This window comes from Staphylococcus sp. EG-SA-15 (assembly GCF_017151895.1).
Lineage (GTDB): Bacteria > Bacillota > Bacilli > Staphylococcales > Staphylococcaceae > Staphylococcus > Staphylococcus aureus.
Map to the genome: position 1 here is coordinate 1 of NZ_JACVZN010000036.1, position 12603 is coordinate 12603.

Here is a 12603-nt window from a genome sequence, read left to right on the forward strand (position 1 = left end):
CCTTTAACTAGTAATTGATCCCATGGAAAATTCATTAATGTCCACCTCCATGATCATCATTGTCTTGATCTTGCGCATCTTTTGAAATTTTCTTCATTTCTTTCGCATTTTTCGATTCATCTTTCTTGAACTCATTGTTATATGGTTCGTCATTTCCAAGAATCATCAACTTCATACCATGTCGTTTATAGTTCGCATTTGTAATTTGAGCTTTACGAGCAGGTATTAATGGTTTGTCTGATACATCTTTAAACATATTTTCTTCACTAGTGAAGTTTGGATCTTTCAATTCGAAATTGAAACGTTTATATGCATAGAAGATGTATTCTGGATCGGCTGCTGGATCAACAAACGCCATATGTGTACCATTAAATTCTAAAGCTTTATTAGGTGTGCTTGGTAATAATTGTTTATCAAATGTATCTTGATCTAACGTTTTCTTACCTTTAACTTCTTTCACCCATTTGTCGTAGTCTTTTTGACTAACGGCATTTACTTTAAATGTTTGACGTGAGAATCCTTCACCATTGAAGTTAGAGTTACGACCTCTGAACGTACCAGTTTGAGATGCTTCTAACGTCCAATTCATTGTCATGCCAGTCATGGCATATTTTTGACCACCTAATTGTGGAATCCAGAAACTTGTCATTGTATCCATAGCTTGAAGCTTAAATACAACAGGACGATCTTTAGGGATTGTTAATGTATTAACAGTCTCTATATGTTCATCTGGATAAGCAAAGAACCATTTGTATCCTGCACTTACTGCATATACAACCATTGGATCTTTCTCACTCTTCGGTGGTTTTTCGTAATCGTATAAAGTTTTAACTGTAGGAATAGCTAAAGCAGCAACGATTATGATAGGTATTACAAACCATATTGTTTCAATGATGGCATTATGGTGCATCTTACCAGATTCGGCATTCTTATTATAACTATACTTGTAAATAAAAATGGCGAACATGCCAAGTACAACGAAACAAATAACAAGCATGAAGACGATTGAATAAAGAATCAAGAACTTCTGACTACTTGCTACTGGCCCTTTTGCGTTGAAAATTTCTATATTTGAACAACCACTAAGTAAAATTAGTGTGCCAAATAATAGAAGCAAAGACTTAAATTTTGACACTTTTTTGACCTCCTAATACTACAAATGTAGGGCTTAACATTAATTTTAAGTTATTACACAATATTTACAAGGGCTTATGGGAAAAAAATTAATAAAATTGTATCAAAAATGTTGATAAATCAAGGTGTGACGTGGGTTCACACATTTGTTAAAATTATGTGTACATTTTGTGACTAATAGCGTTTTTGAAAAAATTGCTTCATATTTAAAAGGAAAGTTGAGAATAGCTTTCAATTAAAGGTTAATTGAATGAAAATAAAAAAAGTTTGAAATTGTCTAATAAATTGAAAATGATGGCTAGTTCATTGAAAGGAAGCGCAAACATTTTAATAAGGAATTTGCCAAAAGTAATTTATCGTTAAACAATGAAAAGTGGAAATTTGTTTGTTCAAAATCAAAACATTTTTTTAAAAAGAGCAGTTAAGTTTTAATAATTTGATAGGTAGTCCTTTGGTATACAGAAAAAATACAATATTTGGGTTAAAGTTGCAGATGAAGTTAGAATAACAAATAAAATGGTAGCAAAACATGTTCGTTTGCTACCATTTTATTTGCAGTATAGTGATGAGGGCTATTTAACCTCAATATACCTAGTGGAAATTTTAATTGCACCATCTGAATCAGTGACATGATATTTAATTTGATATTTACCAGATTTAGATGTATCAATTTGGCCATCGACTTTAATTTTATCGGTTAAATCTCCATCTTCTTTATCAAATGCACTTATGCCGTTTAGAAGGTTATAATCTTGACCTTTCTTAATAACGATATCATTAGCGCCTTTAATTTGTGGTGTAGTATTCGTCGTTGCATCTGCATTTAAATTTGGTGTTACTAGTGTAGCAGAAACACCGAGGGCTGATAATGACTGTAATAGTTTATTCATAATGTAACCTCCGAATGATAAGTCATTTCTGAGTTAGCTTTACTATACCTTAATTTATATTATTTACACATCATACTATAGTCCTAATCTTACCCTATAAAGAATGAAATTTAAATATAAATTTATAAATAATGAGGAAATAATTATTATTTTGAAAATCTGCCACAATTGTAAAATTAATAATTTAGGGATAATTTGAAATCAAATATAACTTTATTCGACAGTTTGAACTTAATTTTTTGTGAATCAAAACAATAAGAAAAGGGAGGCGAAAATGATAAAGAACCACTAATGATTAATTATGTAGTAATACTTTATCATAGTCACAGCTTTTGTGTTGGGGCCTCGCCGACTTGCATTGCCTGTAGAATTTCTTTTCGAAATTCTCTGTGATGGGGCCCCTCCCCAACTTGCACATTATTGTAAGCTGACTTTTCGTCAGCTTCTTTGTTGGGGCCCATACCCCAACTTGCATTGCCTGTAGAATTTCTTTTCGAAATTCTCTGTGTTGGGGCCCCTCCCCAACTTGCACATTATTGTAAGCTGACTTTTCGTCAGCTTCTTTGTTGGGGCCCCCACCCCAACTCGCATTGCCTGTAGAATTTCTTTTCGAAATTCTCTGTGTTGGGGCCCCGGACTATAATTGAAAAATGCTTGTTACAAGCTTATTTTCATTCAATTAACTACTGTCTATATAAAATTGTTGAGCCAAGAACAAAGTGAAATGCTCCCTTCAAAGACTTCATTTATTCAATGTCTACTTTGAAGGGAGCATTTGATCGATTAATGTCCCAGATTTTTCTTGTTATTCATTGCAATTGCAAAATAATATTTAATGTGGGTTAAAAGACTTCATTAAAACTCAGTTATTAGGGAGTGGGACAGAAATGATATTTTCGTAAAATTTATTTCGTCGTCCCACCCCGGCAAGGTTGACTAGAATTGAAAAAAGCTTGTTACAAGCGAATTTTCGTTCAGTCAACTACTGCCATTATAACTTTGTAGAGCATAGAACATTGATTTATGTCTCAGGCTCTTTACGAATCAATACCTCGACGCATTTTTTCTGCAAGCAAAGTATTATTTAATACCATAGTAATTGTTAATGGACCAACGCCACCAGGAACTGGTGTAATAGCTCCAGCAATTTCTTTAACCGCATCATAATCAACGTCACCTTTTAATTTGCCATTTTCATCTGGCGTATTGCCAACATCGATAATTACTGCTCCTTCTTTGACCACATCTTTTGTTACTAAACCAGGCTTACCAACTGCACTGACAATGACATCAGCATCCTTTAAATATGATGCCATATCTTTTGAACGAGAATGTAAGATTGTTACTGATGCATTTTTTTGAAGTAGTAACTTAGAAACTGGTTGTCCGACAATATGACTTCGTCCAATTACAACTGCATTTTTACCTTCTAAATCAATATCAGCATGTTTTAATATTTCCATGATGCCGAGCGGTGTGCAAGGTACAAAAGTTTGTTCATCGATATATAATTTCCCTATATTTATTGGATGAAATCCGTCCACATCTTTTTCAGGATTGATTGCTTCTAATATTTTCTGTTCGCTAACTTGTTTTGGTAATGGTACTTGTACCAAAATACCACTTACAGAATCATCATTATTTAGTCTATTTAGTTCGTTTAATACTTCTTCTTCAGTAGCTGTTTCTTCCAAATGTACGATTTCTGAAATCATACCAATTTTTTCAGCTGCTTTCTTTTTTGATCTAACATAACTTTGACTAGCGCCATCATTACCAACTAATATAACGGATAATTTAGGTGTAAAACCCTTTTCTTTTAGCGCTTCAACTTGATCTTGTAACCCCTGTCTGTAGTCTTTGGCAATTTGTTTACCATCTAAAATTTTAGCAACCATAAAAACTTCTCCTCCTATTGTCAATATCCTAACTTTGTTAGTTCATAAAACCAATTTACATAGCAAAAGACGTAAATTCAAACAAAAAATCAAAATAAAGTTCGATTTTTGATTGAAAAAGCAGAAATTGCTTGTTATGCTATATCTATAATATACAACTAAAGTAATTCACAATTCAAACTTTTGAAAGGGTGTACAAAGTGAAAGTAGCAGTCATTATGGGCAGTTCTTCCGATTGGAAAATTATGCAAGAGAGTTGTAACATGTTGGATTATTTTGAAATTCCGTACGAAAAACAAGTAGTATCCGCACATCGTACGCCAAAAATGATGGTTCAATTTGCTTCTGAAGCGAGAGAAAGAGGTATAAACATTATCATTGCAGGCGCTGGCGGTGCGGCACATTTACCAGGTATGGTTGCATCATTAACGACGCTACCAGTTATTGGAGTGCCGATTGAAACAAAAAGTTTAAAGGGTATAGATTCTTTATTATCAATTGTTCAAATGCCAGGAGGTATTCCGGTTGCAACGACTGCAATTGGTGCAGCAGGTGCTAAAAACGCAGGTATACTTGCAGCAAGAATGTTAAGTATTCAAAATCCTTCTTTAGTTGAAAAACTAAATCAGTATGAATCTTCGTTAATTCAAAAAGTGGAGGACATGCAAAATGAACTTCAATAAATTAAAGTTTGGTGCGACTATTGGCATTATTGGTGGTGGTCAGCTTGGAAAGATGATGGCACAATCAGCTCAAAAAATGGGTTATAAAGTGGTTGTATTGGATCCTGCTGAAGATTGTCCATGTAGATACGTTGCACACGAATTTATACAAGCCAAGTATGACGATGAAAAGGCACTCAATCAATTAGGACAAAAATGTGATGTGATTACTTATGAATTTGAAAACATTTCAGCCCAACAATTAAAACTATTATGTGAAAAGTACAATATTCCGCAAGGTTACCAAGCTATACAGTTATTACAAGACCGCTTAACTGAAAAAGAAACATTAAAAAGTGCTGGTACCAAAGTTGTCCCGTTCATTTCAGTAAAAGAATCTACAGATATTGACAAAGCAATTGAAACATTAGGATATCCTTTTATTGTAAAAACTAGATTTGGTGGCTACGATGGCAAAGGTCAAGTTTTAATTAACAACGAAAAAGACTTACAAGAAGGTTTTAAATTAATTGAAACTAGTGAATGCGTAGCTGAAAAATATTTGAATATCAAGAAAGAAGTATCTCTTACTGTTACAAGAGGAAACAACAATCAAATCACTTTTTTCCCATTACAAGAAAATGAGCATAGAAATCAAATACTTTTCAAAACAATTGTTCCAGCGAGAATAGATAAAACAGCTGAGGCGAAAGAGCAAGTTAATAAAATTATCCAATCGATTCATTTCATTGGAACATTTACAGTGGAATTTTTTATAGATAGTAACAACCAATTGTATGTGAACGAGATTGCACCAAGGCCTCACAATTCCGGACATTATTCAATTGAAGCATGTGATTATTCACAATTTGATACTCATATTTTAGCAGTTACCGGACAATCATTACCAAATTCAATTGAATTATTAAAGCCTGCAGTCATGATGAACTTACTAGGTAAAGACTTAGATTTATTGGAAAATGAATTTAATGAACATCCAGAGTGGCACTTACATATTTATGGTAAGTCTGAGCGTAAAGATAGCAGAAAAATGGGGCATATGACTGTACTAACGAATGATGTAAACCAAACTGAACAAGATATGTACGCTAAATTTGAGGGGAGTAATTAAAGCATGACATTATTATATGAAGGAAAAGCGAAGCGCATTTTCTCAACAAATCAAGAAAATGAATTAAGAGTTGAATATAAAGATGAAGTTACTGCTGGAAACGGGGCTAAGAAAGACACAATGGCAGGTAAGGGGCGATTAAATAATCAAATTACTTCTATTATATTTAAATATTTACAAGAAAATGGAATAGAAAGTCACTTTATTAAACAATTATCTGAAACAGAACAATTAGTTAAGCCTGTGAAAATAATTCCATTAGAAGTAGTTGTTCGTAATATTGCTAGTGGATCTATTACAAAGCGTTTAGGTTTTGAAAATGGTGAAGTTTTTAGAGAACCACTTGTGGAATTTTTCTATAAAAATGATGCGTTAAATGATCCGTTGATAACGGATGACCATGTTAAATTGCTCAATATAGCATCAGATGAAGATATTGAAATACTAAAATCCAAAGCATTAAAGATTAATAATGTGTTGAAACAATTAATGGATGCTATGAATTTAAAATTAGTAGATTTTAAAATCGAATTTGGAAAGACTGAGACTGGTCAAATTTTGTTAGCGGATGAAATATCTCCAGATACATGTCGAATTTGGGATAAAGCTACCAATGCAAACTTTGATAAAGATGTATATAGAAATAACACTGGATCACTGATTGAAACATATCAAATATTTTTAAACAAATTGGAGGATTTAAAATAATGAAAACAATTGAACTACATATCACATTACAACCACAAGTATTAGATACGCAAGGACAAACGCTTACTCGAGCTGTACATGACTTAGGTTATGCACAAGTGAATGATATTCGTGTAGGAAAAGTATTATATATGACAGTGGATGAGGTTAGTGATGAAAAGGTACACAACATTATTACAACTCTAAGTGAAAAATTGTTTGCAAATACAGTGATTGAAGAATATAGCTATAAAGTGTTAGATGATGAAAAGGAGAATGCATAAAATGAAATTTGCGGTTCTTGTTTTTCCAGGTTCGAATTGTGATAGAGACATGTTTAATGCTGCTATTAAAAGTGGTGTTGAAGCGGAATATGTAGATTATAGAGAAACATCACTAAGTGGATTTGATGGCGTACTTATTCCTGGTGGATTTTCATTCGGGGATTACTTAAGATCTGGGGCAATGGCTAGTGTAGCGCCGATTATTTCGGAAGTTAAACGTCTTGCAGCAGAAGGTAAGCCAGTATTAGGTGTTTGTAATGGGTTTCAAATTTTAACTGAAATAGGCTTATTACCTGGTGCATTATTGCATAACGATTCACATTTATTTATTAGTAGAAATGAAGAGTTAGAAATAGTGAATAATCAAACGGCATTTACAAATCTTTATGAACAAGGTGAAAAAGTTATATATCCTGTAGCTCACGGTGAAGGTCATTATTATTGTACTGATGAAATATATCAACAATTAAAAGCTAACAATCAAATTATTCTGAAATATGTGAATAATCCGAACGGTTCATATGATGATATTGCAGGAATTGTTAACGAAAAAGGCAATGTATGTGGCATGATGCCACATCCTGAAAGAGCTTTAGAAACGTTGTTAGGTACTGATAGTGGTGTGAAATTATTTGAAGCGATGGTAAAAAGTTGGAGGGAACAACATGTCTAAATTTATCGAACCAAGCGTTGAAGAAATTAAACTTGAAAAAGTATATCAAGATATGGGATTAAGTGATCAAGAATATGAAAAAGTTTGCGATATTTTAGGCAGACAACCTAACTTTACAGAAACAGGTATCTTTTCTGTTATGTGGAGTGAACATTGCTCTTATAAACATTCTAAACCGTTTTTAAAGCAATTTCCTACGTCAGGTGACCATGTGCTTATGGGGCCTGGTGAAGGTGCAGGGGTAGTCGATATAGGTGATAATCAAGCCGTAGTATTTAAAGTAGAGTCTCACAATCATCCATCAGCAATTGAACCATATCAAGGGGCTGCTACAGGCGTTGGTGGAATCATTCGTGACATTGTCTCTATTGGGGCTAGACCTATTAATTTGTTAAACAGTCTTAGATTTGGAGAATTAGATAATAAACAAAACCAAAGATTACTTAAAGGTGTTGTAAAGGGTATCGGAGGTTATGGTAACTGCATTGGTATTCCAACAACTGCTGGTGAAATCGAATTTGATGAACGTTATGATGGCAATCCACTTGTTAATGCAATGTGTGTTGGTGTTATCAATCACGACATGATTCAAAAAGGCACAGCAAAAGGTGTAGGTAATTCGGTCATTTATGTTGGTTTGAAAACTGGTCGAGATGGTATTCATGGTGCTACTTTTGCATCTGAAGAATTGACGGAAGAAAGCGAAAGTAAACGACCTTCTGTACAAATCGGTGATCCATTTGTAGGTAAAAAATTAATGGAAGCAACACTTGAAGCAATTACATTTGATGAATTAGTTGGTATTCAAGATATGGGTGCTGCTGGTTTAACATCTTCATCGTCTGAAATGGCGGCAAAAGGTGGTAGTGGGTTACATTTGAGATTAGAACAAGTGCCAACACGTGAGCCAGGTATTTCTCCTTATGAAATGATGCTTTCAGAAACTCAAGAACGTATGTTACTAGTTGTTGAAAAAGGTACTGAACAAAAATTCTTAGATTTATTTGATAAGCACGAATTGGATAGTGCTGTTATAGGTGAAGTTACAGATACAAATCGTTTTGTTTTAACATATGATGACGAAGTTTATGCTGACATTCCAGTTGAACCACTAGCTGATGAAGCACCTGTATATATTTTAGAAGGAGAAGAAAAAGATTATAATACTTCTAAAAATGATTATACACACATCGATGTTAAAGATACTTTCTTTAAATTACTTAAGCATCCGACTATAGCATCTAAACACTATTTATATGATCAATACGACCAACAAGTTGGTGCCAATACGATAATTAAGCCAGGACTTCAAGCATCGGTAGTACGTGTGGAAGGCACAAATAAGGCAATTGCTTCAACAATTGATGGTGAAGCGCGTTATGTATATAACAATCCATATGAAGGTGGAAAGATGGTAGTAGCTGAAGCTTATCGAAATTTAATTGCCGTGGGTGCAACACCATTAGCAATGACAGATTGTTTAAATTATGGTTCTCCTGAAAAGAAAGAAATCTATCAACAGTTGATAGATTCAACGAAAGGTATGGCAGAAGCATGCGACATTCTTAAGACACCAGTAGTTTCTGGTAATGTATCTTTATATAACGAAACGAAAGGTACTTCTATTTTCCCAACACCAGTTGTTGGAATGGTAGGTTTGATTGAAAATGTAAATTATTTAAATGATTTTGAACCTCAAGTTGGAGATAAATTATATTTAATCGGTGATACTAAGGACGACTTTGGTGGTAGTCAACTTGAAAAGTTAATTTATGGCAAAGTTAATCATGAATTTGAGTCATTAGATTTGAGTTCAGAAGTTGAAAAAGGTGAATCAATCAAGACCGCTATTCGTGAAGGACTATTATCACATGTTCAAACAGTTGGTAAAGGTGGCTTACTGATTACCTTAGCTAAACTAAGTGCGCATTACGGTTTAGGATTAAAATCTTCAATAGATATAACAAATGCACAATTGTTTAGTGAGACGCAAGGCCGATATGTTGTTTCTGTTAAATCAGGTAAAACTTTAAATATTGATAATGCAATAGAAATTGGACTTTTAACAGATAGTGATAATTTCAAGGTAACAACACCATATACAGAGATTAGTGAAAATGTTTCAGATATTAAACAAATATGGGAAGGGGCAATTGCTCAATGTTTAACTACTCAGGATTAAACGAAGAATGTGGCGTGTTTGGTATTTGGAATCATCCTGAAGCAGCGCAACTAACATATATGGGACTTCATAGTTTGCAACATCGTGGTCAAGAAGGTGCAGGTATAGTTGTTTCTGATCAAAATGAATTAAAAGGCGAGCGAGGATTAGGCTTACTAACTGAAGCGATTAAAGATGATCAAATGGAACGATTAAAAGGATATCAACATGCAATTGGTCACGTCCGTTATGCTACTTCAGGTAATAAAGGTATTGAAAATATTCAACCGTTTCTGTATCACTTTTATGATATGAGTGTAGGTATTTGTCATAATGGTAACCTCATTAATGCTAAATCATTGCGTCAGAATTTAGAAAAACAAGGTGCTATCTTCCATTCGTCTTCTGATACTGAAGTCATTATGCATTTGATACGTCGAAGTAAAGCTCCTACTTTTGAGGAAGCGTTGAAAGAAAGTTTGCGAAAAGTTAAAGGCGGTTTTACATTTGCGATTTTAACTAAAGATGCGTTATATGGCGCAGTAGATCCAAATGCTATCAGACCACTTGTTGTAGGTAAAATGAAAGATGGGACATACATCCTTGCAAGTGAAACATGTGCAATAGATGTGTTAGGTGCAGAATTTGTTCAAGATATTCATGCAGGTGAATATGTCGTGATTAACGATAAAGGTATTACAGTTAAATCTTATACACATCATACGACAACTGCAATTTCTGCGATGGAATATATTTATTTTGCTAGACCAGACTCAACAATAGCTGGTAAAAATGTCCATGCAGTACGTAAAGCTTCTGGTAAAAAATTAGCCCAAGAAAGCCCTGTAAATGCTGATATGGTCATCGGTGTACCCAATTCATCGCTATCAGCTGCGAGTGGTTATGCTGAAGAAATAGGTTTGCCATATGAAATGGGACTAGTTAAAAATCAATATGTTGCAAGAACATTTATTCAACCAACTCAAGAATTACGTGAGCAAGGTGTGAGAGTGAAGTTATCTGCGGTAAAAGATATAGTAGATGGGAAAAATATCATTCTTGTTGATGATTCCATTGTTCGCGGTACGACAATTCGACGCATTGTGAAAATGTTAAAAGATTCTGGTGCAAATAAAGTACATGTGCGTATAGCATCACCGGAATTTATGTTCCCAAGTTTTTATGGAATCGATGTTTCAACTACGGCAGAATTAATTTCTGCAAGCAAATCACCTGAAGAAATTAAAGATTATATTGGCGCTGATTCATTAGCATATCTATCTGTAGATGGGTTAATTGAATCAATTGGTTTAGATTATGACGCGCCATATAGTGGCTTATGTGTAGAAAGTTTCACTGGAGATTATCCTGCAGGGTTATATGATTATGAAGCAAATTATAAAGCGCATTTAAGTCATCGACAAAAGCAATATATTTCTAAAAACAAACACTTTTTTGATAGCGAGGGAAATTTAAATGTCTAAAGCATATGAACAATCTGGTGTAAATATTCATGCTGGTTATGAAGCTGTAGAAAGAATGTCTAGTCATGTTAAACGTACGATGCGTAAAGAAATTATCGGTGGTTTAGGTGGATTCGGTGCTACATTTGATTTATCACAATTAAATATGACAGCGCCAGTTTTAGTTTCTGGAACAGACGGAGTAGGTACGAAATTAAAACTAGCTATCGACTATGGGAAACATGATTCGATAGGTATCGATGCAGTTGCAATGTGTGTTAATGATATTTTAACGACAGGTGCAGAACCATTGTATTTTTTAGATTACATCGCTACAAATAAAGTTGTTCCTGAAGTTATTGAACAAATTGTTAAAGGTATTAGTGATGCATGCGTTGAAACGAATACTGCACTTATCGGTGGAGAGACTGCTGAAATGGGTGAAATGTATCACGAAGGTGAATATGATGTAGCCGGATTTGCTGTTGGAGCAGTTGAAAAGGATGACTATGTAGATGGTTCAGAAGTGAAAGAGGGACAAGTTGTTATAGGACTTGCGTCAAGTGGCATTCATTCAAATGGATACAGTTTAGTGCGCAAATTAATTAATGAATCAGGCATTGATTTGGCATCAAACTTCGATAATCGTCCATTTATAGATGTCTTTTTAGAACCAACTAAATTATATGTCAAACCTGTACTTGCTTTGAAAAAAGAAGTTTCTATTAAGGCAATGAATCATATTACTGGTGGAGGTTTTTATGAAAATATTCCACGTGCATTGCCAGCCGGATATGCTGCTAGAATTGATACTACATCATTTCCAACGCCAAAAATATTTGATTGGTTACAACAACAAGGCAATATAGACACAAATGAAATGTATAACATTTTTAACATGGGTATTGGCTATACGGTTATCGTTGATGAAAAAGATGCATCACGCGCTTTGAAGATTTTAGCAGAACAAAATGTGGAAGCTTATCAAATTGGTCATATTGTGAAAAATGAGTCAACTGCAATTGAATTGTTGGGGGTATAACAATGGTTAAAATTGCGATTTTTGCATCAGGTTCAGGAAGTAACTTTGAAAATATAGTTGAGCATATTGAATCAGGAAAACTTGAAAATATTGAAGTTACGGCGCTATATACGGATCATCAAAATGCGTTTTGTATAGATAGAGCAAAAAAGCACGGTATTCCTGTTTATATTAATGAACCAAAACAATTTGATTCAAAAGCAGCGTATGAACAACATTTAGTATCACTATTAAATGAAGATAAGGTAGAGTGGATTATTTTAGCTGGCTACATGCGTCTAATTGGTCCAGATTTATTAGCTTCATTTGAAGGTAAAATATTGAATATACATCCATCTCTATTGCCGAAATATAAGGGGATTGACGCAATAGGCCAAGCATATCATAGTGGCGATACTATTACTGGTTCGACAGTACATTATGTTGATTGTGGTATGGATACGGGAGAAATTATTGAACAGAGACAATGTGATATTAGACCGGACGATTCAAAAGAACAATTAGAAGAGAAAGTAAAAAAATTGGAATATGAGTTATATCCAAGTGTTATTGCTAAAATTGTAAAATAAGGAGTATG

Annotated in this window: 13 protein-coding genes; 10 read left to right on the forward strand and 3 right to left on the reverse strand. The window is 34.0% G+C overall.

The window, feature by feature from the left end:
- Positions 1–34 precede the first annotated feature (34 nt).
- On the reverse strand, positions 35–1135 hold the full coding sequence (qoxA, locus tag IDG64_RS12555) for a cytochrome aa3 quinol oxidase subunit II (protein WP_000032836.1): 1101 nt from the start codon (positions 1133–1135) through the stop codon (positions 35–37).
- 304 nt (positions 1136–1439) lie between these two features.
- Here qoxA and IDG64_RS12560 point away from each other — a divergent pair, with 304 nt between their 5' ends.
- Positions 1440–1559 carry a hypothetical protein gene (locus IDG64_RS12560; protein WP_031824143.1) on the forward strand — a complete coding sequence of 40 codons (120 nt, stop codon included), beginning with the start codon at positions 1440–1442 and terminating at the stop codon, positions 1557–1559.
- Between the two features lie 147 nt (positions 1560–1706).
- On the opposite strand, the gene IDG64_RS12565 is transcribed toward IDG64_RS12560, so the two are convergent.
- Positions 1707–2024: a DUF5011 domain-containing protein gene (locus IDG64_RS12565; protein ID WP_001037831.1), complete on the reverse strand. Its 318-nt coding sequence runs from the start codon at positions 2022–2024 to the stop codon at positions 1707–1709.
- A 1037-nt stretch (positions 2025–3061) separates the two neighbouring features.
- Positions 3062–3922, reverse strand: a complete 861-nt coding sequence (gene folD, locus IDG64_RS12570; protein ID WP_000225837.1) for a bifunctional methylenetetrahydrofolate dehydrogenase/methenyltetrahydrofolate cyclohydrolase FolD — start codon at positions 3920–3922, stop codon at positions 3062–3064.
- Positions 3923–4122: 200 nt separating this feature from the next.
- On the opposite strand from folD, the gene purE reads away from it, so the two are divergent.
- Genes purE through purN form a run of 9 tightly spaced genes read left to right on the forward strand, consistent with a single transcriptional unit; the run spans position 4123 to position 12595 of the window.
- Positions 4123–4605, forward strand: coding sequence for a 5-(carboxyamino)imidazole ribonucleotide mutase (gene purE / locus IDG64_RS12575; protein WP_000861572.1), 483 nt, complete (start codon positions 4123–4125; stop codon positions 4603–4605).
- The gene (purK, locus tag IDG64_RS12580; RefSeq protein ID WP_001010406.1) at positions 4592–5716 is read left to right on the forward strand and encodes a 5-(carboxyamino)imidazole ribonucleotide synthase; all 1125 of its coding nucleotides are present in this window, start codon (positions 4592–4594) and stop codon (positions 5714–5716) included. Before purE ends, purK begins: the two co-directional genes overlap by 14 nt.
- A gap of 3 nt (positions 5717–5719) precedes the next feature.
- Positions 5720–6424, forward strand: coding sequence for a phosphoribosylaminoimidazolesuccinocarboxamide synthase (gene purC, locus IDG64_RS12585; RefSeq protein WP_000174053.1), 705 nt, complete (start codon positions 5720–5722; stop codon positions 6422–6424).
- Complete coding sequence (gene purS / locus IDG64_RS12590; RefSeq protein ID WP_000848350.1) at positions 6424–6687, forward strand: phosphoribosylformylglycinamidine synthase subunit PurS; 264 nt, start codon at positions 6424–6426, stop codon at positions 6685–6687. Before purC ends, purS begins: the two co-directional genes overlap by 1 nt.
- 1 nt (position 6688) lies before the next feature.
- Positions 6689–7360 (forward strand): phosphoribosylformylglycinamidine synthase I, encoded by a 672-nt coding sequence (gene purQ, locus IDG64_RS12595; RefSeq protein ID WP_000666799.1) that lies wholly within the window; start codon positions 6689–6691, stop codon positions 7358–7360.
- Complete coding sequence (purL, locus tag IDG64_RS12600; RefSeq protein WP_000032727.1) at positions 7353–9542, forward strand: phosphoribosylformylglycinamidine synthase subunit PurL; 2190 nt, start codon at positions 7353–7355, stop codon at positions 9540–9542. Before purQ ends, purL begins: the two co-directional genes overlap by 8 nt.
- Positions 9521–11005, forward strand: coding sequence for an amidophosphoribosyltransferase (gene purF / locus IDG64_RS12605; RefSeq protein WP_000483713.1), 1485 nt, complete (start codon positions 9521–9523; stop codon positions 11003–11005). The genes purL and purF overlap by 22 nt, the downstream gene beginning before the upstream one ends.
- Complete coding sequence (purM, locus tag IDG64_RS12610; RefSeq protein WP_000030803.1) at positions 10998–12026, forward strand: phosphoribosylformylglycinamidine cyclo-ligase; 1029 nt, start codon at positions 10998–11000, stop codon at positions 12024–12026. Before purF ends, purM begins: the two co-directional genes overlap by 8 nt.
- A 2-nt stretch (positions 12027–12028) precedes the next feature.
- Positions 12029–12595, forward strand: coding sequence for a phosphoribosylglycinamide formyltransferase (purN, locus tag IDG64_RS12615; protein ID WP_000238658.1), 567 nt, complete (start codon positions 12029–12031; stop codon positions 12593–12595).
- Positions 12596–12603: the final 8 nt, after the last annotated feature.

Excerpts from the sequence above, each read along its gene's own strand:
- IDG64_RS12565 (WP_001037831.1), bottom strand. The coding sequence starts at position 2,024 with ATGAATAAACTATTACAGTCATTATCAGCCCTCGGTGTTTCTGCTACA.
- folD (WP_000225837.1), bottom strand. The coding sequence starts at position 3,922 with ATGGTTGCTAAAATTTTAGATGGTAAACAAATTGCCAAAGACTACAGA.
- purK (WP_001010406.1), top strand. The coding sequence starts at position 4,592 with ATGAACTTCAATAAATTAAAGTTTGGTGCGACTATTGGCATTATTGGT.
- purC (WP_000174053.1), top strand. The coding sequence starts at position 5,720 with ATGACATTATTATATGAAGGAAAAGCGAAGCGCATTTTCTCAACAAAT.
- purS (WP_000848350.1), top strand. The coding sequence starts at position 6,424 with ATGAAAACAATTGAACTACATATCACATTACAACCACAAGTATTAGAT.
- purQ (WP_000666799.1), top strand. The coding sequence starts at position 6,689 with ATGAAATTTGCGGTTCTTGTTTTTCCAGGTTCGAATTGTGATAGAGAC.
- purL (WP_000032727.1), top strand. The coding sequence starts at position 7,353 with ATGTCTAAATTTATCGAACCAAGCGTTGAAGAAATTAAACTTGAAAAA.
- purF (WP_000483713.1), top strand. The coding sequence starts at position 9,521 with ATGTTTAACTACTCAGGATTAAACGAAGAATGTGGCGTGTTTGGTATT.
- purM (WP_000030803.1), top strand. The coding sequence starts at position 10,998 with ATGTCTAAAGCATATGAACAATCTGGTGTAAATATTCATGCTGGTTAT.
- purN (WP_000238658.1), top strand. The coding sequence starts at position 12,029 with ATGGTTAAAATTGCGATTTTTGCATCAGGTTCAGGAAGTAACTTTGAA.